Below are 21,556 nucleotides of genomic sequence, written 5' to 3' on the forward strand. Positions count from 1 at the left end.
GCCGCTGGGAGGGGCGCTTGAGTGAGGTTGGGGGGATTCGGCATGACTTGGCCGACCAGGGCGAGGCGAATTTCGCGATTGATGATCGCGACAACCTCAGTGTCCGGCGACGTGTTTGGCCTAAAGAATTGAATCGACACCGCCGGCAAGATTCTCGATGCGTTTAGAATCTAGACCGATCGCAAGGACCGCGATGGTCATGCTGCGTTTATCGATTGGAAGAACGAAGAACCCCGGCGATAACTACCGATCGCCGAACAGGCCGTCGACCAAACCGGACAGCGAATTTCGAAAATTGCCCAGTGATGAATCTTCTAGCAATTGCGTTTGATTGCTTTTCATGATCGCTGCGGCAAGCGGCTTGTGCTGTTGCCAATCTGTCAACGTGAATTGGCGCGTATCGACGTAGACGTCGGACAAATTGTTGCTGATCTTGGTGACCAAGAAAACGCCATCTTTTCCGCGAACGACGTGATAGTGCATCGCCACAAACAGCAACGAAGCACCGACAATCATTCCGAAAAAGAAACGCGACATCAAAAGCTCACCTGCGTTAAGACTCAAAGACTAGGTCTTCTATAGTTTGCCCCCCCACACAAAATCAAGGCAGAAAAGATTTGCGTCGGCCACCGCGATTCGTAATAACAAGGGTCTCTTCTAGGCGATCACTCGAATTCGGGAAGCCACACGATGCGACGCATGAACCTTGGGAAGTGCTCGTTTCGAGCATTTTTTACGCTCACGACTCTAACGCTGGTTACCACGCCGACTTGGGCCGCTGAGCCGACGCCGCAGAAAAAAAACATCGAACGCGGGCGTGAAATATTCGAGCGGGAATGGACCTCTCGTGACCCTGCGCCGATTCCACGGCGCGGCGACGAACAAGACATCGAATATGCACGGAAGCTGGTCTCGTTGCCCGGCGACGGACTCGGCCCTATGCACAATGCAACCTCGTGTGCGGCGTGCCATGTCGGTGGCGGGGCCGCGGGCGTCGAACACAACGTAACCCTGCTGACACTGGATCCACGCAGCGATTTCATCACCAAATCCGCAGCGTTTCGCCTGCGAAACCGGCAAACGGATGATGTGGAAACAGACCCGGACCTAAAGGAGCTAACCGCCAAACAGCTTCAAACGCTTCACCCGTCGCTGGTATCACCCTCGGGCGCGGTGGCGATGGACGTTGTCGTTCACGATCACAGCAGCCGACCTTTTTACGATCGGATACGAAGCGACATCGCCCAGCACGTCCCCGGCGGCATCGATGACGAATGGTTCAACGGCGACCAACGCACGTCCGCGACGATCGGCGATCGACCGGTCATCGCGGGAAGATTCGGCGGCATCGACTTCTATTTGAGTCAGCGAAATTCACCGCCGCTTTTCGGACTGTCGCTGATCGACCGCGTCAGCATCGCGAAACTGCGGGGCGTCGCACTCTCGCAAGCCCGCCGCAGCGGTGGCAAAGTGACCGGCCGTGTCGGCGCAGGAAAATTCGGCTGGCGAGGCCAAACGACGACCTTGGCGGCCTTTGTCGAAGGCGCGTGCGCCGGCGAATTGGGACTGCAAGTTCCTTCGTTCGATCAGCCGGCGGATGCCGCAGACGAAACCTATGTCAGCATCGGCTACGACCTGAACGAACACCAACTTCGATCGCTTCACGACTACGTTGCCTCGATCCCTCCGCCACCGGTACCGCGGTCGACTCCCGAATCGCATACGGGCCGCCGTGTGTTCAACCGCATCGGCTGTAACGTATGTCATGTTGCAAACATGATGCCCGCATCGGGCATCTACAGTGACCTGCTTTTGCACGACATGGGCGTCTACCTGCAAGCTCCGTCGCCGGCCGCACTGGGATCGCCGGGAAAAGAATTCACGGCGCCGGTCATGCAATTACCACGCTTCGCGTCCCGCCCCACCAATGACGTCATCGCCCAATTGAGCGACCCGACCTTGCAGCTTTTCCGAACGACCCGTGGATCCTTTGCTCGGCTGGGCTCATCGGTTTCCGGGTACTACGGCAGCGGCGGCACACCGACGCCATATCCGTTTAAACGACCAGAAAAACCGATGTTTCCGCGAGGCGATTTGCCGAAACAGGTTGCCCAAGGGAACCAACTTTACTGGGACGTTTTGCAACGCGAATGGCGAACACCTCCGCTGTGGGGCGTTGCCGACACCGGGCCGTACCTGCATGACGGCCGAGCCGAAACATTGGACGCGGCCATTCGTTGGCACGATGGCGAGGGCGAAGCATCCGCAACGCTGTATCGATCACTTAGCGAGGCTGACCGAACATCGCTGATCCAGTTTCTGGAGTCGTTGAAGGCGCCCATCGAAACCCCAGCCGAAGATTCCGTTGACATGCTGTCGCTACTGGGAAGCTCGAACTGAATCGAACGTCGATTGCTGATTTGCGGCTACTGACTCGCGATCCTGCTGTCGATTGCAATCCGTTCGTTCATGTCATAGGGGTGGAACGAACGGCCGATCTCGTCGGCCAACATACTGAGATAGAGCTTTCGGAATCGCGTTTCCGTTGTTTCGCTGGTGTGTTGGCCCGTCGACGTCGGATACATGTATTCGTCGAGCGATTTCGAGTAAACGATGTTCCCCGTTTCGACATCAATCACCTGCATCGATACATCGGCGCGGCCGCGATACAGCGTTGCCCCGTCACGCAGACGAAGATCACGCAGGTCGATCGCCAACACGCGTTCCGCATTGACGCCTTTTCCGATCGCAGCGTAGTCGACCGAGTCCCCACCGTTTTGGTCACGCCATTGCTCGACCAAGTCACCGCGAACTAATTTCGCCTTCTTGACTCGATTGACCAAGACTTCGCCAACGCGCCGGCTCAACTCTCGAGCCGCCACATCGTTGGAATATTGGCTGCTGTCGGTCATCGTGATGACGGCTACCGAAGCGCCCTCAAAACCCTCGTACTCGGCGGGAATCATGTCCATTCCGACGGCGTGCATCAGATTCGATGCCAAACCCAGGCATCCCGACTGAAGCATTGCCAGGGAACCAGCCGAAACGAGCATCGCCGTTTGCAAAAAATGGCGTCGGCGAGTGCGGCTCACAGCAATTTTCGTGATCGACATGGTGACAGATTCCTTCGGATTTTGGCGCTAAGGTTGCGATGCAACGCGTGCGTCATACGAAGTTTTGACAACCAATGACCACACCAAGTTGTCAACTTTGCTGGCCAAATCCATGATTTCGCCCAAACAGATCCGATACTTACCTAGCGCCTGACTCCACTAGCGTCTGATCCTCCGCCCACTACTTCAATGTGACCAACACCAGCCACTGGGCGGTGGCGATCGCGCCGATCATCACCAGCGCCAACGTCGCAAGATTCTGGATCTTGCGGTCGGGCATTCGCCCCGTCCAAGCCGCGCGGACCGCGATCGGGGCGAAGGCGACGGCCAGGGCAGCAAGCAAGAAACCCGCGATATTGCTGGAAAAGCCGCTCGGCCATTGGCCACGGCCGAAGTGCGACCAAGCGGTCGTCATTCCGCATGCCGGACAACGAATTCCGAAAACAACGCGCATGGTGCATGGCGGCAACCCCAATTGCTGGTGAGTCCCCAAACCATCGACATCCGGCGTCAAATTGGCCGCGACACCGATCAGCGTCAACGGAACAATCGCTACCAAGCCCATCATCAACCGCAAAGGCCATCCCGAAATCGGTGCCGTCGCGGAACGAAAAGCAGGCTGAACCTCCCCATTTTCAAGCATTTGCCTAAATGTCCCTTGGCATTTTCGTGGAAACAAAAACTTTTCTTCTCAAAAGCCGAACAGCCGTTGACGCATTTGGCACGCGACCGTACATTTTCCGCTCTCTCGTGGCGAGATTGTCTTGCCCGAGCTGACGATTGAGCCCGGACGGTGGCCGAAAAGCCTCGCCCTCCGCATCTACGTCGTCAGCGGACCCAGTTTACAACACCTCATTTTACCGGTCATCCATCAGTGTCTGCTGGAGCAAGCGAAGTCATTCGGATTCGTATGGAAGCGTACGATCACGCCGTCCTGGATCAGAGTGCGCAAGAAATTGTCGACACGGTGAAGCGAACGCACAGCGAGGTACACGGACCGATTCCGTTGCCAACTCGCATCGAGCGTTACACGGTCTTGTCGGGTCCGTTTGTTAACAAGAAGTCTCGTCAACAGTACGAGATCCGAACGCACAAGCGTTTGATTGATATTGTCCAGGCAACTGCCAAGACGATCGAAGCATTGAACAAATTGAGCCTTCCGGCTGGCGTGGATATCAAAATCAAGGCATCAGCTCGGTAGTTTAGGCTGGAAGTTTTTTACAGGCTGGTTGGCGGTCCTCTGTGTCGCTGGCCAGCTAGCACCAACGCGAAGTTACTTCACGAGTGGTTTCCGGATGAACGGAAGCCTGGTCGATAACTTCGGTTCGCGGGAAGGCCCCATTGCGATTCGCTTTGTGATCCATTGAAATCACTAAGCAGCAATCCAGGGGGCGCATCGCGATCGATAGTTCGGCACAGGCAATCTTGGAATTCAACACGAACGACGGACGCTCCGCAACAACGGGGCGAAGAGAAGCTATGTCACCATCAATCCTCGGCCGCAAAGTCGGGATGACTCAGATCTACTTGGAAGACGGCCGGGCAGTCCCCGTGACCGTGATTCAGGCCGGTCCCTGTCATGTGCTGCAAATCCGCAGCGAAGATCGCGATGGCTATCAAGCCGTTCAGTTGGGTTTCGAAGATAAGCCACGTCGCTTGGCTAAGCGAGCCGAGCGTGGCCACGTCGCCAAGCTGGAAAGCAAGCGTTCGAAAAAGCGTTCGACTTCCGGTGTTGAGCTAGCACCTAAGGCCGACTGTGAACCGCAACGTTATGTTCGCGAGTTCCGCGGCGAGACCAGTCTTGAAGTGGGCGCCGTCGTTACGGTCGATCAATTCGCCGAAGTCAAGAAGGTTGACGTCACCGGCACCAGTAAGGGCCGCGGCTTCTCGGGCGTCATGAAACGGCACAATTTCGCGGGCCAGCGAGCTTCGCACGGTGTAAAGAAGTGCCACCGGCACGCTGGTGGTACCGGCATGAGTGCGTACCCTAGTCGCGTGTTCAAGGGTAAGCGAATGGCCGGCCAGTACGGCAATGCAAAAACGACATCACGAAACCTGGAACTGGTTCGCGTTGATACCGAGAACAATCTGATTCTCGTCCGCGGTGCAGTCCCAGGCCCCAACGGTGGATTCGTCACGATCCGCGAAACGAACAAGGTGGGCTAATAGCATGGCATCATTGACTGTCTTTAATGAATCCGGCAGCGAAGTCGGCAAATACGAAATCGATACCGATCAAATCGCTGATCGCATCAACAAGCAATTGTTGCACGACGCGGTCGTGATGTATCAGGCCAACAAACGCCAGGGTTCGCACAACACCCGCACCCGCGGTGAAGTGTCGGGAACGACGAAGAAGATGTACCGCCAGAAAGGCACCGGCAACGCCCGTGCCGGCAGCAGGCGATCGCCAGTCCGCGTTGGCGGTGGTGTCGCTCGAACGATCAAGCCGCGTGACTATAGCTATCGCCTGAACAAGAAGGCCCTGAAGCTTGCGACTCGCATGGCTATTCGCTCGAAGATCGATGATGGCGAATTGGTTGTCGTTGACAAGCTTAGCTTCGACGCTCCCGCCACCAAGAAAATGGCAGGCGTCTTGAAGGCCCTCGGCCTCGAGAACACCACCACGTTAGTCGCGACGGGCGATATGGATCCAATGGTCTATAAGAGCGGTCGCAACATCACGGGTGTCGCAATCCAACCGGTCCGCGAACTCAACGCATTGTCGGTTTTGAAGCCGAAGCGAATGCTGATCACCCGCGAAGCGTTGGACAAGATCAAAGATGGCAGCTTCAGCACGAACGTCCATGCGACGGACGCGAAGTAACACCTGCCCCAACCATCCATAAGTGAAGTTGAAGAAAATGGCCGAGAACAAAACCCCAGCTGAAACCGAAAGCCAATCGGGCATCCAGCTCGAAGCTCACCAGGTGTTGCTGCGTCCGCTGGTCACCGAAAAAGGTGTTCACCGAGCGTCACGAAACAACCAATATGCGTTCCAAATCCACCGCGACGCCACGAAGTTGGACGTCAAAAGTGCGGTGGAGGAACTGTTCAGCGTCAAAGTCACGAAAGTTCGCACGCAAACCCGCAAGGGCAAGTTGCGTCGTTATAAAACTCGCTACGGACGCACCAGCGACTGGAAGAAGGCGATCGTTCAACTGCACGAAGATCATCGAATCGATTTCTTCTAGTGCGATTGAGTCTGCCGCGTCGTTTACCTAACGCCTAATACCTAAAACCTAATAGCTATCCCGCCATGGGCATTCGAATCTACAAGCCAACCAGCGCCGGACGCAGAAATGCGTCGGTCAGCGATTTCGCTGATTTGACCAAGGGCTACAAGCCCGAACGGTCGCTGCTCAAGAGGCAAAAGAAGACTGGTGGCCGCAATAACCAAGGCAAGATCACAGCCCGTCACCGCGGCGGTGGTCACAAGCAAATGTACCGCGTCGTCGACTTCCGTCGCGCCAAAGATGGCATGGTCGCGATCGTTGATTCGGTCCAGTACGACCCAAACCGATCGGCTCGCATCGCGTTGTTGAAGTATGCCGACGGCCAAAAGGTTTATGTGGTTTCTCCAGCGGGGTTGAAGGCAGGCGACAAAGTACAAAACGGCCCCGACGCTCCGCCGACTGTCGGCAACAGCCTGCCACTGAAGAACATTCCGCTTGGCACCACCGTTTGCTGCATCGAGCTTCGCGCCGGCCGCGGAGCGGTGATGTGTCGATCGGCAGGAACACAGGCGACCCTGATGGCTCGTGAATCCGATTGGGCTCAGTTGGCTTTGCCAAGTGGTGAAATCCGCCGAGTTCCAAGTGCCTGTCGAGCAACGATTGGCCAAGTCGGCAATACCGAACACATGAAGGTTCGCCTTGGGAAAGCCGGCCGAGCACGTTGGCTCGGTCGTCGTCCGCACGTTCGCGGTACCACGATGAACCCGATCGACCACCCGCACGGTGGTGGTGAAGGTCGGACCAAGGGTGGACGTCACCCAGTTAGCCCGCAGGGCAAGAGCGCCAAGGGCGGCTCGACTCGTCAACGACGAAAGGCCAGCAACAGCTCGATCGTTCGTCGCCGCAAGAGTCGTCGCTATGGCCAGTTGAAACTTCATTGATCCTTAACCGGTCACTGTCGTTAACCTGAATCCAGAAAACCTGAAACCTGAAACCGATCCCTCATGAGTCGCAGTCTTAAAAAAGGCCCGTACGTCGATCCGAAGCTGTTCTTCAAAGTGCAGAAGCAGGCGGAAACCGGCAAAAACGAACCGATCAAAACTTGGGCACGTGCTTGCACGATTGTCCCCGAGTTCATCAACAAGACGTTCATGGTTCATGACGGTCGCAAACACGTGAAAGTGGCGGTGTCGGAAGACATGGTTGGCCACAAACTAGGTGAGTTTGCCCCGACTCGGACGTTCAAAGGTCACAGCGGCAAGGGAGGCAAGAAGTAATTCTTGCATCGAAGAGAAATGGCAACTTACAAAGCATCCCATAAAGGCGCTCGAATGAGCGCCCAGAAAATCCGGTTGGTCGCGGACCTGGTCCGTGGCATGTACGCAGACGAAGCACTTGATACACTCAAGTATCAGCCGCAGCGTGGCGCCCGCATGCTTGAAAAAGTGATCCAAAGCGCTGTTGGTAACGCACAAGATCCTGATCAAAACAGCGGACGCAGCCACCGCATTGAAGAACTGGTGTTGACCGAAGTGTGCGTCGACGCCGGTCCGATGTTCAAGCGGATCCGTCCGCGAGCCCGCGGCACCGCGTTCATGATCAAAAAACGAAGCAGTCATATCCGCGTCGCGTTGACGCCGATTGACGAAGTCTGAATCTAAGCACCCAACCCCTTCGAAGACAACGAGTCCCCCATGGGTCAAAAAGTACATCCAATCGCTTTCCGCACCGGCGTCACTCGCGGGTGGACGAGTCGTTGGTATGCGTCGAAAAAAGACTTCGCCGATTTGTTGGTGGAGGATCGCAAGTTGCGAAACTTCATTACGAATCACCCTAAGAAAACCCAGTACAAGAGCGCCGGAATCGACCGGATCGAGATCGAACGTACTCGCGACGAAGTCCGCGTGATGATGTTCGTTGCTCGTCCGGGCTTGATCATCGGCAAGAAGGGCCAAGAGATTGAGATTCTGCAGGCTGAACTGCAAAACTTGATCGGCCGCCGAATCAACTTGAAGGTCGAGGAAGTCGGACGCCCTGAGTTGCAAGCTCAGTTGGTGGCACTCGACGTCGCTCAACAACTGTCCAAGCGGTCGAGTTTCCGCCGGACAATGAAACGAACACTCGAAACGACCATGGATGCGGGTGCCAAAGGCATCAAAGTCCAGTTGGCCGGTCGACTGGGCGGGGCAGAAATGGCCCGTCGCGAAAAACAGATTGCTGGCTCCATTCCGCTCAGCACGCTGCAAGCAAAAATCGATTACGGATTCACCGAAGCGATGACGCCACAGGGGCACATCGGGATTCAAGTGTGGATCAACCAAGGAACTTACGGAGACGAAACCGATGGCGTTGATGCCCAAACGGGTCAAGCATCGAAAAAGCCAAAGAGGTCGCATAAAAGGTAGTGCGACTCGCGGCAATACGGTCGTCTTTGGTGACTATGGTATCCAATCTATGGACGCCGGCTGGATCAAAGCGACAACAATTGAAGCGGGTCGGATTGCTGCCCAGCAATACGTCCGTGGCGAAGGCAAGCTCTACATTCGAGTCTTTCCCGATAAATCCGTGACCAGCACACCGCTGGAAACTCGGATGGGTAAAGGTAAGGGTGAGCCTGACTTCTGGGCCGCGGTCGTGAAGCCGGGAACGATCCTTTATGAGCTCGGTGGTGTGACAGAACAACAGGCCAAGGTCTGTTTCGCTCGATTGGCGAGCAAGTTGCCGGTGAAAGTTCGATTCGTCGAACGCCGTCCGGCTTAAGTGCATAGGTAACAGGCGTCAGGGATCATATGGAAGGCCAAGCCGACCGATTCCCGCCGTACCTGTCATTTTTTTCCTGAAACCTGATACCTGTAACCTGATACCTATCCTGCCATGAGCAACATCAGTGAACTTCGCGAGATGAGCGACGAGCAGCTCGAGGCGACTTCGAAAGAAGCCGCCCAGACGTTGTTTCGCTTGCGATTCCAATCTCAGTCCGAGCGTCTCAACACGCCCAGCGAGATCATGAAGAATCGGCGCACGATCGCTCGGATCAAGACGATCCAAACCCAACGCGTTGCCGCTTCCACGAAGTAGCACGACGGTTGGCAAAGACAACCAAGTAATCAAATCAACCGTTAGATAAAGAAACCTCGGACTCAAGTTCCATGCCTAAGCGTGTCGTCTCCGGAATCGTGACCAGCGACAAGATGAGCAAAACTCGTCGTGTCGAAATTGCCCGTTTGGTCAAACACCCGAAGTACAAAAAGTACGTTCGTCGCCGCACCGTGTGCCATGTACACGATGAGAACAACGAATCGGGTACTGGTGACCGCGTTGAAATCATCGAATCCGAGCCGCTGTCGAAGCTGAAGCGTTGGCGTTTGGTTCGTGTGCTCGAAAAGAGCACCGAAGTTGACGTTGCCGCTCTTCGTGCGGCTCGTAAACAGGCGGAACTGGAAGCTGTTGCAGCTGCTGGTGGCGAAGCGTCGGAGTAGTCATCGTCGGCCAATGCCGATGCTTGCGTTCGAAACATCGAAGTTTAAACAAGACACACGAAAATGATCCAACAAGAAACTCGTCTCGACGTTGCCGACAACACCGGTGCACGCCAAGTCATGTGCATCAAGGTGCTCGGTGGCAGTCGTCGCCGCGTTGCCGGACTGGGCGATATCATCGTCTGTAGCGTCAAAAGCGTGATTCCGGGCAGCGAAGTGAAGAAGAAGGCGATCGTTCGTGCGGTCATCGTACGAACCAAACAGCCGACCCGTCGTCCCGACGGCAGCTACATTAAGTTTGACAGTAACGCAGTCGTTTTGATCGACAAAGACAAAGGCCCACGTGGGACGCGAATTTTCGGGGCGGTTGCCCGCGAACTGCGTGATCGAAGCTTTATGAAAATCGTTTCGCTCGCCAACGAAGTGGTCTGAGTGAAAAGGCGGCAGTGAACAGGTGGCAGAGAACATTTTTCTCTGGTCACTCTGGTCCTGTCTTCGCTCCCTCAACTGATACCTGATACCTGTTACCTGAAACCTGTTACCTAATACACACCCGCTATGAATTTCCGAATTGATGACGAAGTCGAAGTGATCGCCGGTGCCGACAAAGGGCATCGTGGTAAGATCCTGAAGATCGACCGTAAAGCAAATAAGATCGTCGTCGAAGGTGCGGGTCGCGTTTGGAAACACGTGCGACGTAGCCAGAAGAATCCGCAAGGCGGACGATTGAATAAAGAAATGCCGATTGCGGCGAGCAACGTGATGTTGGTCGACCCACAATCGGGCAAACCGACGCGAGTCGGTGTTCGTTTCCTTGCCGACGGCAGCAAAGAACGATTCGCAAAGAAGAGTGGCAACAGCCTCGGAAAAATCGCGCCGGCTCGAGCTCAACACGCCGCCAAGGCGTAGAGGCCGGACTTCACGGCAAAGCCATCCGGTTTTACTGAACTCCGGTTTTACTGAACACTGAACACTGCTAACCGAAAACTGTTTCTGATGTCCGACAAACCCCGCATGCAAGTCCGTTACGAGGATGTCATTCGCCAAGCGATGACTGAGAAGTTCGGCTACAAAAATTCTCATCAAATTCCTCGGCTGGAAAAGGTCTCCCTAAACATGGGTGTCGGCCAAGCGATTGGTGACAAGAAGATTCTTGATCTTGCATTCGAAGCGATGACGGAAATCGCTGGTCAAAGACCAGTGATGACAGTCGCTCGCCAGTCGATTGCGAACTTTCGGCTTCGCGAAGGCATGCCGATCGGTTGCATGGTGACCATCCGTCGCCAACGAATGTATGAGTTCATGGACCGCTTGGTCTCGATCGTATTACCTCGGGTTCGTGACTTTCGCGGAATCAATCGCAAGGCCTTTGACGGTCGCGGCAACTACACACTCGGTCTGACCGAATTGTTGGTGTTCCCCGAATTGAACCCTGACAAATTCACGCGGCCTCAAGGCATGAACATCACGGTCGTCACGTCGGCAAAGACGAACGACGAAGCTCGTGAACTGTTGGCGTTGTTCGGCATGCCGTTCAAGGCTGAGAAAAAGGCGACTGACGCCGCTTGATCGAACTGCACATTGCAGATTGATTTTAACAATATTCTTTGGACCTGTAACAAGAAACCTGAGTCACCCTGTGGCAAGTAAATCGAAAATCGCGAAGTCGAAGCGTCCCCCAAAGTTCAGTTCTCGTAAAGAGAACCGTTGCAAGTTTTGTGGGCGTCCTCGATCGGTTTACCGGAAGTTCGGGCTGTGTCGGATTTGTTTCCGTGAGAACGCTAACATGGGATTGATCCCAGGCGTTCGTAAGGCCAGCTGGTAAAGGTCCAACAGGGGAGCTGACAATATTATGATGACTGATCCAATTGCCGACATGCTGACTCGAATCCGCAACGCCGTACGCGTCGAGAAGCCCTACGTGGACATCCCGACAAGTCGGTTCAAGAAGGGAATCGCCGACGTTCTTAAACGCGAAGGTTTCATTTGGGACTGGAAAGAGATTGACGAAGAAAACCCGACGGCAACGCTTCGACTTGAATTGAAGTATGGCCCCAACGGTGAACGCGTCATCCAAACGATCAAACGGGTGAGTTCGCCCGGTCGTCGGCTTTACAGCCGCGGCAAAGAACTCAAGCCAGTTCTTGGTGGCCTCGGCATCCGGATCATCAGCACCAGCCGTGGTGTATTGAGCGACCGGGAAGCTCGACGTGACAACCTGGGCGGCGAAGTGCTTTGCGAAGTCGCTTAGTCGGCGAGTCGTTAGACGCATTGAAGTGATGCTTGCCGCACATCCGGCGAGCCGATTTGAAGACCATCAATACCTGATTGAAACAAAGCATTAGACATGAGTCGCGTTGGAAATAAGCCGGTGCCAGTAACGGATGGTGCGAAAGTATCGTTCTCCGGCAACACGATCGAAGTCGAAGGCGCCAAGGGCAAGCTGACTTTCGAACATCGCCCCGAAGTCTCCGTTGCGGTCAACGAAGATGACAACACGCTTGTCGTCACTCGTCAGAATGACGAACGAACATCACGCGAGCTGCACGGTTTGACCCGCGCAGTGATCGCCAACATGATCGAAGGCGTGACCAAGGGCTATGAAAAGAAGCTCGAGATTGTAGGCGTCGGCTATTTGGCTGCGATCTCAGGTGATACGATTCAACTTCGGGTCGGTTACGCAAACGAGTTGCATCGCAAAATCCCCAGCGACTTGAACGTGACCTGTCCCGATCAAACACACATCGTGATTCAGGGATGCGACAAGCAATCGGTCGGCCAGTTCGCCGCTGAATTGCGTTCGCTCCGCAAACCCGAGCCTTACAAGGGCAAGGGTGTTCGCTATCAGGGCGAACAAGTCAAGATCAAGGCCGGTAAGTCGGCAACCAAGTAAGCGTTCCACCGATTGCGGCGGAAAAAACACAATTCCGCGGCTCGCCAAGAAAACGAGTCGCCCCACGAACCATTGCTTAGGCCGATCCACAATCGATCGGACACAAAATGGACAAGAACCGAAAGATCCAAAAGAAACGACTCCGCCGACGAAACCACGTGCGCAACAAACTGCGTGGCTCGGCCGACCATCCTCGCATGTGTATTCACCGATCGCTCAAACACTTCAGTGTTCAGTTGATCGATGACTTGGCCGGCAAGACCCTTGCCAGCGCCAGCACTCGCGACAAGGGTGCCTCGGTTTCCGTCGGCGGCAATTGCGATGGTGCGTCCGCGGTTGGTCGCATGATCGCTGAAAAAGCCAGTGCCGTCGGAATCACTGCTGTCCGGATGGACCGCGGTCACAACAAATACCACGGACGCGTCAAGGCGTTCGCCGAGGCTGCCCGCGAAAGCGGCTTGCAGTTTTAGCTCACCGAAGATTCACGCGTTCCCCATCAACGATCAAGAAAAGTCCTGAAAGAGGATAAATACCATCAGTAATTCATCACAAAATCGCGGCGGTGGTGGCGGCGGCGGACGCGGAAAGCGTAAGCAAGAAGAATCTGCCGTTCCAGACGGCATGCTCGATCGCGTCGTCAAAATCAAGCGTTGTGCTGCGGTGGTCAAAGGTGGTCGTCGCTTCAGCTTCGCCGCTATGGTCGTCGTCGGTGACGGCAGCGGACGTGTGGGCTGGGGCTATGGCAAGGCCAACGAAGTTCCACCAAGTGTTCAAAAGGCACAGAAGCAAGCTAGCCGTAGCTTGATCGAAGTCCCTTTGGTCAAAGGCACGATTCCTCACCAAGTCACCGGCAAGTACGGTGCTGCACAAGTGTTGCTGGTGCCTGCGGGTGCAGGTACCGGTATCATCGCTGGTCAAGCGGTACGTGCGGTCTGCGAAGCTACCGGAATCCACGACATTCTGACTAAGTCGTACGGCACCAACAATCCTGTCACTTTGGTCAAAGCGACCGTCGACGCACTATCAAAACTGCGTACGGTCGACCAAGTCGCCGCACTTCGTGGTTTGACCGTCGAAGAACTGACTTCTTAATCCACTGAGTCCGAAAAGAGGCGGTTAACATCTCGCCTCTGATGACTCGCCACTGAAATCACAGACAAACGTTTTATCGGTTTTCGTCATGCAACTTAACGATGTCCACCGCGGCATTCAAAAGAAACGCCCTCGCAAACGCATCGGTCGCGGTGTAGGCAGTGGTACCGGCAAGACAGCCGGACGTGGTCACAACGGACACAAGAGCCGCAGCGGTTACAGCCGCAAGCCAACCTTCCAAGGTGGTGCGATGCCGATGATCCGTCGTGTTCCCAAGCGTGGTTTTAACAATCGCTGGGCCCAAGTCGTCTTCGCGGTGAACGTTGACCGTTTGAACGAAGCGTTCAACGACGGTGACAATGTCACCTTGGAAGCACTCGCCGCCAAGGATCTTGCCAAAGGTACGTTTGACGAGGTGAAGATTCTCGGCGATGGTGAATTGACCAAGAGGCTCAACGTCACAGCTCACCGGTTCAGCAAGTCGGCCGAAGAAAAGATTCAAGCCGCTGGCGGAACGATCAACAAGCTGGTCGCCAAGCGAACACCGAAAGAACGCGTCGCGGACTTGAAAGCAGCAAAAGCTTAGTCGCTGGTCGCATTTGTTAAACGATGCTTAACGCCCAGCCGTAGGCGCCGGCCTTCGAGTTCCGGTGCCCACGGGTGGGCGTTAAGTCATGGTTGGTATCGCTTGAGACCGCATCGGTCGTTAAACTTCGACCAACCATCATCTCTCCTTAAGATCCCGATGCCGAACCCTGTTCGTGCATCCCAAGAATTCAAAGACGGACCTGACGCATGTTTGAAAAGCTGCGCATCATTTTCTCGATTCCTGAGCTTCGCAAGAAGGTCATGCTGACAATTGGATTGTTGGCGATCTATCGAATCGGCTTCCACATCCCCTTGCCGATGATCGCGACGAACATCGGTGATGCGGGCGGAACCGCTTCGGAGTTTTTCGAGAAGATCACCTTGTTCGCCGCGAGCGATCTTCGCGAAGCAACGATCTTCGGCCTCGGCATCATGCCGTACATCTCGGCGTCGATCATTTTTCAATTGCTGGGCAGCGTCTATAAGCCGCTCGAAGATTTGAAGAAAGAGGGCGAGGCTGGTCGAAAGAAGCTGAACGAATACACTCGTTATCTGACCGTGCTGATCTGCGTGGTTCAGTCTTACATGTACCTGAAATTCATGCTGATGTCGGGCGGCCCGTCCGGCAACGGGGACATCAACCCGAACTTCATGGCCAGCGATGGTTCATTGTTTTGGGGCTGGCAGTTCGTTGCCGTGTTGGTGATGACCTGCGGAACGGTATTCCTGATGTGGTTGGGCGAACAAATCGACGAGCATGGTATCGGTAACGGTATCAGCTTGCTGATCATGGCTGGCATTCTGGCTCAAATGCCAAAGGCACTGTACGAACTGGTTCGCAACATGAAGACCGAATTGACGGGGCTCAGCCGCGGCCAAATCGGGATTGAAACACTTGTGTTGCTGGTGGTGTTGTTCGTCGGCGTCGTGTTCGGTGTGGTGTTTATCACCCTGGGCCAACGCAAGATCCCGACTCAATCGGCCAAGTTCACTCGTGGACGCCGTGTTTACGGCGGTACGCGTCAACACCTGCCGCTTCGCATCAACCAGGCGGGCGTTATGCCGATCATTTTCGCGAGCAGCTTGCTGATCATCCCCGGAATGTTGATGGGTGGAATGGCCAGTTTTGTGGGCAGTGAAAGTGCTTTGTTCAAACCCCTCAACCTGATCGGATTGACGTTGAACGACCAAGGTTCGTTCGTGTTCAATCTGTTCTATGTCGTTTTGATTTTCTTCTTCTGCTACTTCTGGACGGCGATCACGTTCAACCCGAAGGAGATGTCGGACAATCTGCGTGACAGCGGCACGTTCATTCCCGGTTATCGGCCGGGCAAGCGAACGACGGATTATCTTGAGAAGGTAATGGTTCGAATCACTTACGTCGGTGCTGCTTTCCTTTCGATCGTCGCGATCGTGCCAACCATCGTTTACGGCTCGCTTGGCGTGCCCTATTCGATTGCCGGTTTCTATGGTGGCACTGGTCTGTTGATCGCCGTCAGCGTGGCGTTCGACTTGGTTCAAAAGATCGACAGCCACTTGGTGATGCGAAACTATCGTGGACTACTCGAGGGCGCCGGCGGCGGTACCTCGCCCGTCGTCTAATCGAGTTCCAAAGTCACCCTTTTTCCGCAACGATGAAGGTGTTTCAATGCGAATCATCTTCATCGGTCCGCCGGGTGTCGGTAAAGGCACCCAGTGCAAGCGGTTAACCGAGCGATTAAGAATCCCCCACCTCTCAACGGGGGAGATGTTGCGGGGTACTCGCAACGAGTCGGCTCTCGGTCGCGTGGTGGCAAGCTATATCGATGGCGGGCGTTTGGCCCCCGATTACTTGGTCATGCGGATCGTCACGAAGCGATTGCTGGCGGCGGACTGCGAAGACGGTTGCCTCTTCGACGGATTTCCGCGGACGGTCAACCAAGCTCGGATGCTGGATGAATACCTGCCGACGAAGAATCGAAAGATCGACGTCGTGCTGAATCTGGTCGCCGATCAAGAAGAGCTGATTTCACGCTTGCTAAAACGTTCGCTCGTTGAGAATCGAGCCGACGATAACGCAGAAACGATTTCAGCGCGGCTGAGAGTTTTTCATACCCAAACGGCACCGGTGTTGGACTACTACAGCGGCCGCGATTTGGTCCGCACCATCGACGGCATGCATCCTCCCGAGGACGTCTTCGCCGCGATTGAGAAACACCTCGTGCCAAAACCGTCTTAGACGCATCGATTCGCTGGTATCCCAGCGTCCGTTCCGCCAACGTACTGGCGGACACTCTTCGCGTTGGCCTGTACAATGCAGACATTCTGGGCAGCTTCTTCAAGCATAGGTTTCCAACGTGATCATTTCGAATTCGTCTTCTCAGGTTCGATCGCAATTTTGGGTTGCCGGGACGTTAGGAGTCATCGCCGTCATTGCGGGAATCTTGAGTCCGGCTTCCGCGTTGGCGCAAGGCTTTTTGCGTCCCATCACGGGCGCCCAATCAGGACGTTTTATTGAACCTCCGCGTGCGATCGAACAGCAGTTACGTGATGCTGACCGCGCATTGGGGGAAAAGCGTTACAGCGACGCCGTCGTGGCACTGGGTGACTTGCTCTCTCGTGACGCCGAACAGATGGACGAGTCCGACCTTACCGGGCAAGACTTTTTTCTTGGCGCAGACGAAGCCGTTGTTGGAACGCCGTTGCAAATGAGTCTGTTTCGCGCGGCGCGTGAAATGATCGCTAGCCTTCCGTCGGCTGCGATGGAAACTTATGAACTGCGTTACGGGTCGATCGCAAAAAAATCACTGATCGCGGCCAGCGAGAATCGTGACTGGGAACAAGTCCGTGAAGTCCGACGTCGTTTCTTTCACACGCGTGCCGGTTACGAGGCGTCGTGGTTGTTGGCGCAACGCGAGATTTATAGCGGACATCCATTGGCGGCTTCGGTCCTATTGGACGATGTTGTCACCCATCCCGGCGCTATCAAGCATTTGGGAAACGGCGTGACCTTGCTGCATGCATCGGCGTGTCGTTTGGCGGATCGAAATGTTCCCGAACTGGGCGTCGGCGTCGTCACGCTGGCCGGCAAAGAAGAGACGATTCCGGCTACGGACGATCAAGTGAATTGGCTTGCCAGGCATAGCGCACAACTGCCCAATTACGCGGCGGCAGAGACGTCGGATTACCCGATGTTTGGATCAACGCCCAGCCGTAACGGTGGCTCCGCCGGACAATTACCGTTGACGAATCTGCGCTGGATGTTGAACACCACAGCGAGCCCGCGCCAAGAGCGGACACTCCGAGACGTCGCGAACGAGTTGACGACCAGCGGGAAGTTGCCACCGCCGACATGGATGCCGATTCGAGTCGGCGAGCAGTTGCTGATGCGAACGACTGAGCGATTGGTGGGCGTCGACTATCGCACGGGAAAACGCCTGTGGACGTATCCCTGGCAAACCGCATTCGAAACCGCCGAAAGTGAAGATGTGGCGTTCGACGAATTGACTGGCGAAGACGATGCCAGCGATCTGCTGACCCAACGCGTGTGGAATGACGTGCCCTACGGTCAAGTCACCAGCGACGGCGAGCGAGTTTTCATGCTCAGTGATCTCGGTGAAGTCGAGATGGCGTCGTTGAGTCCGATGATCAATTTGCGAGGTACGCGCCCGGCCGACACTAGCACCAACACGTTGGTGGCGCTCGAAATGGCAACGGAGGGCAAGTTGCTATGGCGGCTGGGTTCCGGGGCCGATGAGAATTCGCCGCTCTCCGACGCATTCTTTTTGGGTCCGCCGCTGCCCGTTGACGGCCGACTCTATGTGATGGCTGAGATCGCAGGTGACATTAACCTGTCGTGTTTGGACCCGGCGACCGGCAAGGAAATATGGCGACAACACTTGGTTGCCGTGGAATCGGGTGGGATCGATACGGATCCGATCCGACGGATCGCGGGCGCGATGCCGACGTACCACGAAGGCGTACTGGTCTGCCCCACCGGCGCCGGATCGACGGTCGCAATCGACCTTGGCGATCGGATGCTGCGTTGGGGCATGATGTATGAACGAAATACAGAAATGGTCCGCGCGTTCAACGGTCGCGGCGCGGGGATGGACGCCAGCCATTTGATGCAGCGTTGGGACAACGGAACTGCGATCGCAGAAGGTCAAACCGTTCTGGTCACGCCGATCGAAGCCGACCGCCTATTCGGTTTCGACTTGTTGTCCGGCAGACCCTTGTTCCCCGAAAAAAATCGCGTCGAAATGCGGTACTTGGCCGGTATCCGTGACGGACATTTTCTTGTCGTCGGCAGCAACCAAGTTCGTGCGTTCGCGATCGATGAAAACGGAACAAACACTTGGACGACTCGCGATCTGATGACCGCCGGTCAACAGACCGCAGGACGTGGCGTTTTTGGCGATGGCAACTACTTAGTGCCTACGACAACGAACCAATTGGTTTTGATTTCGCTCGACGATGGATCGGTCATCGAGCGGAGGAACACTCGGTATCCACTGGGCAACTTGGTCGCAATCGATGGCGAAGTGATCGTGCAGAGCCCGACGGCTTTGTCGGTTGCGTTCGGCGAAGCAACGCTGGAACCGATCGTCAATCGAATGCTCTCAGAAAACCCGGATGACTTCGAAGCGTTAGTGCGAAAGTCAGAACTCTTGATCCAACGAAACCAACGCAGCGAAGCGTTGGAACTGCTCGAACGAGCACGACAGATGCAACCCGATAACGACGAAGTCCAAATGCTTAGCGTTTCCGCGATGCTTGGACTGTTGCGAGATGACGCCGAAGTTGATCCGGGATTGGTCGAAGCATTGGAAGCACTGATCGATCGCCCCGCTCAACGTGCCGAGCTGATGTCGCTTCGCATTCGCACATCACTTTCCAACGGATCCTATGTCGAAGCGGCACAGCGATTGATCGACTTTTCGACGCTGGTGGTTTCTGAGCCCATGCTGGAATCGGTCTCGGACCAAGTCATCAATGACCCGTCGCGACAATGCACCATGGACAGCTGGTTGGCGGCGAGGTCGGCTGAAATTGCGAATTCGGCATCGGCCGACGACTTAGCGAAGGTTAACCAACTCCTTTCCAAATTGATGGAATCGCGTCGCCAGTCATCAACGACTCTCGTCGACCGAATCTACCATCACTTTCGCCCTTTCGACGGCGTCAAGGGACTTCGCGACGAGCTGATCGATCGATATCAATCGACCGGCGAGTTTTTGAAATGGGAACGACTGATACTGGGTTCTCGCGTTGCATCCCCCCAATCGCTCGAGTCATGGTCCGCCGAAGACAAAATCGGATTGGCACGACTCTACGCCGAGGCTCGGTTCGGACGGGACGCGGTCGCCATCCTTGATGCGACATCGAACGACGAATCCGAGTCTCCAGAAATTGCGTCACTACGAAAAGTGGCCCGTGCCAGCATTGGGGTTCCCCAATGGCCCAACAACGTTGACGTCTCCTGGGACTCGCGTCAAATACGAACGCGATTCGGCAGCAACGCCCAACGGTTGTCAAAAACGCAAGTCTTGATGGGAGAACAATTCCAAGGTTGGCAATTGATCAGCGACGCCGCGACGCCGCTTGCCCTTCGCGACCCGTCGGGTGTACCGCGAATGATTCCCATTGAAACGATGCGGCAAGGTGACGACATCGACAAGGAAGCCATGATCAGCGGCGGCGCGATGTTGGTGTTGATGCCCAGTGGCTTGGTACTTGTCGATCTGAATCACGTGATCGCCGGCAGCGGCGAATCGTTGATGTGGCAACGCAACCTATCCGGTGACGGCAGCCCGATCGCTAACCGACGTGGGATCCAAACTCCGTTCGGCGATCAAGTGATTCACTATCACTTGAAATCGACGGCAGCGTCCAAAGTCATTCCCGAATTTTCGCTCGGTCCGGTTATCGGCGATCGAGTGCTGATGCTGCAGGGCGGCGACTTGGTGGCGATTGATTTGATATCCAAGGAAACACTCTGGCGTAATTCGACGGCACCCAAAAGCGGTGTCGTTCTAAGCGATGGAACACGATGCGTTGTCGTCTCATCCGCAACTTCCGAAGTCGTTTCGTTCGACCTGCTCGATGGTCGACGATTGGATCGCCGTCCGTGGCCATACGGCGAAGTCTGGGAAGCGGCCGGCTCCCACGTGCTTGCATATCGACAACTCGACGATGAAGTTTCGCTTGAGTTGTCACTAGTCAATCCGCTGACGGATCAAGTCTTACTTAGCGAGACGACCTATTCCAGCAACGGCAGCGGACCCGATTCGACAGTGTCGTACGGACAAATTGTCGACGGTCGCTATCTCGCACTGATGCGAAGTCGCGGTGAATCGTTGCTGTGGGATTTAGTGACGGGCCAGGAAATTGGCCGACCGAAGCTGCCCGACTTCGACGACATGAAAGGTTTTCACGCGATGCGTTTGCGTGACCAGATGATCTTCCTTCCCAAACGCCAAGTTGATCGACCACGAACACAAACGGTGGAACAACTGCAAACTGCCGACGGCGCGGCGCACCAAACGGCCCATGGTGTCTACGCCGTATCGATGGATGACGGAGCAGTTCGGTGGGGCCAGGAATTTGAGAAACCGTGGGGATGCACCCTCACTCAAGCGGCCGACACACCCATCCTTCTGCTCACCCGCAGCCCGTTTACGTATTCGATCCCGAGCCGAAAGAAGTACTTGGATGTGCTGGCGTTGGATGTGCTTGACGGCAAGCCTTTGTTTGAAAAATCCGGAAAGCCGATTCTTAGCGGAAACAACGAACTGGAAGTTCGCTTGACGGTTCAAGAACCGTTGGGACAAGTGATCGCCCAAATTGGTCCCGAAATGTTGGCGTTTAAGTTTGGCTTGACCGAAAATCCAGCGTCCCAACCGTCCGACCAAACCCAACCAGCCACCGAACCGGAAGATTCTCCCGCCCTACAATAACATCGTAAAAACGACCTCCTCAGCGAGCGTTGACCAACCTTGTCACGCCCCCGGGCGATGATTTGTTTGTCGCTTCATTTGACGAAGCGTTTCAAGGAAGTCACCCTCGTCGAGGACATCACCGATGCCAAAGTTCTACGTTCAATGCGGTCCGCTGCAAGTCATTTTGGTCGCCGACACGATTCGGCAAACGTCCATTGCTGCCGTTGACCGATCCCTGTGGGATGCCCCCAATTCCTGTACCAGGCGTTATGAAAGATTGGGTTGGGGAATTGGG

27 protein-coding genes are annotated in these 21,556 nt (G+C 55.4%); 24 read left to right on the forward strand and 3 right to left on the reverse strand.

The features are described 5' to 3' along the window. Positions 1–243: 243 nt before the first annotated feature. Entirely contained in the window at positions 244–537 is a 294-nt protein-coding gene (locus Poly51_RS08690) for a hypothetical protein (protein WP_146456339.1), read from the reverse strand. Positions 538–690: 153 nt separating this feature from the next. On the opposite strand from Poly51_RS08690, the gene Poly51_RS31210 reads away from it, so the two are divergent. Beyond that, positions 691–2,400: a di-heme oxidoredictase family protein gene (locus Poly51_RS31210; protein ID WP_246114358.1), complete on the forward strand. Its 1,710-nt coding sequence runs from the start codon at positions 691–693 to the stop codon at positions 2,398–2,400. A 26-nt stretch (positions 2,401–2,426) separates the two neighbouring features. Here the strand turns inward: Poly51_RS31210 and Poly51_RS08700 are convergent, their stop codons facing one another. Continuing rightward, the gene (locus tag Poly51_RS08700; RefSeq protein ID WP_146456341.1) at positions 2,427–3,113 is read right to left on the reverse strand and encodes a hypothetical protein; all 687 of its coding nucleotides are present in this window, start codon (positions 3,111–3,113) and stop codon (positions 2,427–2,429) included. Between the two features lie 181 nt (positions 3,114–3,294). Next, positions 3,295–3,756, reverse strand: coding sequence for a DUF2752 domain-containing protein (locus tag Poly51_RS08705; RefSeq protein WP_146456343.1), 462 nt, complete (start codon positions 3,754–3,756; stop codon positions 3,295–3,297). Between the two features lie 231 nt (positions 3,757–3,987). Between Poly51_RS08705 and rpsJ the strand changes: the two genes are divergently transcribed. The 23 genes from rpsJ to Poly51_RS08820 all read left to right on the forward strand — a co-directional run bounded on the left by rpsJ (position 3,988) and on the right by Poly51_RS08820 (position 21,279). Then, positions 3,988–4,314 carry a 30S ribosomal protein S10 gene (gene rpsJ, locus Poly51_RS08710; RefSeq protein WP_145173442.1) on the forward strand — a complete coding sequence of 109 codons (327 nt, stop codon included), beginning with the start codon at positions 3,988–3,990 and terminating at the stop codon, positions 4,312–4,314. A gap of 311 nt (positions 4,315–4,625) precedes the next feature. Then, complete coding sequence (gene rplC / locus Poly51_RS08715) at positions 4,626–5,279, forward strand: 50S ribosomal protein L3 (RefSeq protein ID WP_246114415.1); 654 nt, start codon at positions 4,626–4,628, stop codon at positions 5,277–5,279. Between the two features lie 4 nt (positions 5,280–5,283). Then, the gene (gene rplD / locus Poly51_RS08720) at positions 5,284–5,940 is read left to right on the forward strand and encodes a 50S ribosomal protein L4 (RefSeq protein ID WP_146456346.1); all 657 of its coding nucleotides are present in this window, start codon (positions 5,284–5,286) and stop codon (positions 5,938–5,940) included. Between the two features lie 22 nt (positions 5,941–5,962). Then, positions 5,963–6,307: a 50S ribosomal protein L23 gene (gene rplW, locus Poly51_RS08725; protein WP_246114359.1), complete on the forward strand. Its 345-nt coding sequence runs from the start codon at positions 5,963–5,965 to the stop codon at positions 6,305–6,307. Positions 6,308–6,372: 65 nt separating this feature from the next. Then, positions 6,373–7,230 (forward strand): 50S ribosomal protein L2, encoded by an 858-nt coding sequence (gene rplB, locus Poly51_RS08730; protein WP_146456348.1) that lies wholly within the window; start codon positions 6,373–6,375, stop codon positions 7,228–7,230. Positions 7,231–7,293: 63 nt separating this feature from the next. Further along, positions 7,294–7,566, forward strand: a complete 273-nt coding sequence (gene rpsS, locus Poly51_RS08735) for a 30S ribosomal protein S19 (protein ID WP_146456350.1) — start codon at positions 7,294–7,296, stop codon at positions 7,564–7,566. 18 nt (positions 7,567–7,584) lie between these two features. Continuing rightward, positions 7,585–7,944 (forward strand): 50S ribosomal protein L22, encoded by a 360-nt coding sequence (rplV, locus tag Poly51_RS08740; RefSeq protein WP_146456352.1) that lies wholly within the window; start codon positions 7,585–7,587, stop codon positions 7,942–7,944. Positions 7,945–7,983: 39 nt separating this feature from the next. Next, positions 7,984–8,694 carry a 30S ribosomal protein S3 gene (gene rpsC / locus Poly51_RS08745; protein WP_146456354.1) on the forward strand — a complete coding sequence of 237 codons (711 nt, stop codon included), beginning with the start codon at positions 7,984–7,986 and terminating at the stop codon, positions 8,692–8,694. Beyond that, positions 8,642–9,049 (forward strand): 50S ribosomal protein L16, encoded by a 408-nt coding sequence (gene rplP / locus Poly51_RS08750; RefSeq protein ID WP_246114361.1) that lies wholly within the window; start codon positions 8,642–8,644, stop codon positions 9,047–9,049. The genes rpsC and rplP overlap by 53 nt, the downstream gene beginning before the upstream one ends. A gap of 114 nt (positions 9,050–9,163) precedes the next feature. Next, complete coding sequence (rpmC, locus tag Poly51_RS08755) at positions 9,164–9,367, forward strand: 50S ribosomal protein L29 (protein WP_146456359.1); 204 nt, start codon at positions 9,164–9,166, stop codon at positions 9,365–9,367. Positions 9,368–9,438: 71 nt separating this feature from the next. Continuing rightward, on the forward strand, positions 9,439–9,768 hold the full coding sequence (gene rpsQ, locus Poly51_RS08760; RefSeq protein ID WP_146456361.1) for a 30S ribosomal protein S17: 330 nt from the start codon (positions 9,439–9,441) through the stop codon (positions 9,766–9,768). 63 nt (positions 9,769–9,831) lie between these two features. Further along, positions 9,832–10,200 carry a 50S ribosomal protein L14 gene (gene rplN / locus Poly51_RS08765; protein WP_146456363.1) on the forward strand — a complete coding sequence of 123 codons (369 nt, stop codon included), beginning with the start codon at positions 9,832–9,834 and terminating at the stop codon, positions 10,198–10,200. 126 nt (positions 10,201–10,326) lie between these two features. After that, positions 10,327–10,677, forward strand: a complete 351-nt coding sequence (gene rplX / locus Poly51_RS08770; RefSeq protein ID WP_146456366.1) for a 50S ribosomal protein L24 — start codon at positions 10,327–10,329, stop codon at positions 10,675–10,677. A gap of 84 nt (positions 10,678–10,761) precedes the next feature. Further along, the gene (gene rplE / locus Poly51_RS08775; RefSeq protein WP_146456368.1) at positions 10,762–11,337 is read left to right on the forward strand and encodes a 50S ribosomal protein L5; all 576 of its coding nucleotides are present in this window, start codon (positions 10,762–10,764) and stop codon (positions 11,335–11,337) included. A 70-nt stretch (positions 11,338–11,407) separates the two neighbouring features. Next, positions 11,408–11,593, forward strand: a complete 186-nt coding sequence (locus Poly51_RS08780; protein WP_146456370.1) for a type Z 30S ribosomal protein S14 — start codon at positions 11,408–11,410, stop codon at positions 11,591–11,593. Positions 11,594–11,620: 27 nt separating this feature from the next. Next, positions 11,621–12,019 carry a 30S ribosomal protein S8 gene (gene rpsH / locus Poly51_RS08785; RefSeq protein ID WP_146456372.1) on the forward strand — a complete coding sequence of 133 codons (399 nt, stop codon included), beginning with the start codon at positions 11,621–11,623 and terminating at the stop codon, positions 12,017–12,019. Positions 12,020–12,115: 96 nt separating this feature from the next. After that, the gene (gene rplF, locus Poly51_RS08790; protein ID WP_146456374.1) at positions 12,116–12,661 is read left to right on the forward strand and encodes a 50S ribosomal protein L6; all 546 of its coding nucleotides are present in this window, start codon (positions 12,116–12,118) and stop codon (positions 12,659–12,661) included. A 107-nt stretch (positions 12,662–12,768) separates the two neighbouring features. Continuing rightward, a complete protein-coding gene (rplR, locus tag Poly51_RS08795; protein ID WP_146456376.1) occupies positions 12,769–13,131 on the forward strand; it encodes a 50S ribosomal protein L18 in 363 nt (120 codons plus the stop codon). Between the two features lie 151 nt (positions 13,132–13,282). Further along, complete coding sequence (rpsE, locus tag Poly51_RS08800) at positions 13,283–13,753, forward strand: 30S ribosomal protein S5 (RefSeq protein ID WP_146456378.1); 471 nt, start codon at positions 13,283–13,285, stop codon at positions 13,751–13,753. Positions 13,754–13,841: 88 nt separating this feature from the next. Further along, positions 13,842–14,339 carry a 50S ribosomal protein L15 gene (gene rplO, locus Poly51_RS08805; RefSeq protein WP_146456380.1) on the forward strand — a complete coding sequence of 166 codons (498 nt, stop codon included), beginning with the start codon at positions 13,842–13,844 and terminating at the stop codon, positions 14,337–14,339. A 209-nt stretch (positions 14,340–14,548) separates the two neighbouring features. Next, positions 14,549–15,943: a preprotein translocase subunit SecY gene (gene secY / locus Poly51_RS08810; RefSeq protein ID WP_146456382.1), complete on the forward strand. Its 1,395-nt coding sequence runs from the start codon at positions 14,549–14,551 to the stop codon at positions 15,941–15,943. A gap of 46 nt (positions 15,944–15,989) precedes the next feature. Continuing rightward, positions 15,990–16,559, forward strand: a complete 570-nt coding sequence (locus tag Poly51_RS08815; protein ID WP_146456384.1) for an adenylate kinase — start codon at positions 15,990–15,992, stop codon at positions 16,557–16,559. Between the two features lie 118 nt (positions 16,560–16,677). Further along, a complete protein-coding gene (locus tag Poly51_RS08820; RefSeq protein ID WP_146456386.1) occupies positions 16,678–21,279 on the forward strand; it encodes an outer membrane protein assembly factor BamB family protein in 4,602 nt (1,533 codons plus the stop codon). Positions 21,280–21,556 lie beyond the last annotated feature (277 nt).

It is taken from the genome of Rubripirellula tenax, from assembly GCF_007860125.1.
In the GTDB taxonomy this organism is placed as follows: Bacteria; Planctomycetota; Planctomycetia; order Pirellulales; family Pirellulaceae; genus Rubripirellula; species Rubripirellula tenax.

Coding starts and splice junctions, on each gene's coding strand:
- rpsE (WP_146456378.1), top strand. CDS start 13,283: ATGCTCGATCGCGTCGTCAAAATCAAGCGTTGTGCTGCGGTGGTCAAA.
- rplN (WP_146456363.1), top strand. CDS start 9,832: ATGATCCAACAAGAAACTCGTCTCGACGTTGCCGACAACACCGGTGCA.
- rplX (WP_146456366.1), top strand. CDS start 10,327: ATGAATTTCCGAATTGATGACGAAGTCGAAGTGATCGCCGGTGCCGAC.
- secY (WP_146456382.1), top strand. CDS start 14,549: ATGTTTGAAAAGCTGCGCATCATTTTCTCGATTCCTGAGCTTCGCAAG.
- rpmC (WP_146456359.1), top strand. CDS start 9,164: ATGAGCAACATCAGTGAACTTCGCGAGATGAGCGACGAGCAGCTCGAG.
- Poly51_RS08690 (WP_146456339.1), bottom strand. CDS start 537: ATGTCGCGTTTCTTTTTCGGAATGATTGTCGGTGCTTCGTTGCTGTTT.
- Poly51_RS08705 (WP_146456343.1), bottom strand. CDS start 3,756: ATGCTTGAAAATGGGGAGGTTCAGCCTGCTTTTCGTTCCGCGACGGCA.
- rpsC (WP_146456354.1), top strand. CDS start 7,984: ATGGGTCAAAAAGTACATCCAATCGCTTTCCGCACCGGCGTCACTCGC.
- rplP (WP_246114361.1), top strand. CDS start 8,642: ATGCCCAAACGGGTCAAGCATCGAAAAAGCCAAAGAGGTCGCATAAAA.
- rplC (WP_246114415.1), top strand. CDS start 4,626: ATGACTCAGATCTACTTGGAAGACGGCCGGGCAGTCCCCGTGACCGTG.
- rpsQ (WP_146456361.1), top strand. CDS start 9,439: ATGCCTAAGCGTGTCGTCTCCGGAATCGTGACCAGCGACAAGATGAGC.
- rplF (WP_146456374.1), top strand. CDS start 12,116: ATGAGTCGCGTTGGAAATAAGCCGGTGCCAGTAACGGATGGTGCGAAA.
- rplD (WP_146456346.1), top strand. CDS start 5,284: ATGGCATCATTGACTGTCTTTAATGAATCCGGCAGCGAAGTCGGCAAA.
- rplO (WP_146456380.1), top strand. CDS start 13,842: ATGCAACTTAACGATGTCCACCGCGGCATTCAAAAGAAACGCCCTCGC.
- rplR (WP_146456376.1), top strand. CDS start 12,769: ATGGACAAGAACCGAAAGATCCAAAAGAAACGACTCCGCCGACGAAAC.
- Poly51_RS31210 (WP_246114358.1), top strand. CDS start 691: ATGCGACGCATGAACCTTGGGAAGTGCTCGTTTCGAGCATTTTTTACG.
- rpsS (WP_146456350.1), top strand. CDS start 7,294: ATGAGTCGCAGTCTTAAAAAAGGCCCGTACGTCGATCCGAAGCTGTTC.
- rplB (WP_146456348.1), top strand. CDS start 6,373: ATGGGCATTCGAATCTACAAGCCAACCAGCGCCGGACGCAGAAATGCG.
- Poly51_RS08700 (WP_146456341.1), bottom strand. CDS start 3,113: ATGTCGATCACGAAAATTGCTGTGAGCCGCACTCGCCGACGCCATTTT.
- rplV (WP_146456352.1), top strand. CDS start 7,585: ATGGCAACTTACAAAGCATCCCATAAAGGCGCTCGAATGAGCGCCCAG.
- rpsH (WP_146456372.1), top strand. CDS start 11,621: ATGATGACTGATCCAATTGCCGACATGCTGACTCGAATCCGCAACGCC.
- Poly51_RS08815 (WP_146456384.1), top strand. CDS start 15,990: ATGCGAATCATCTTCATCGGTCCGCCGGGTGTCGGTAAAGGCACCCAG.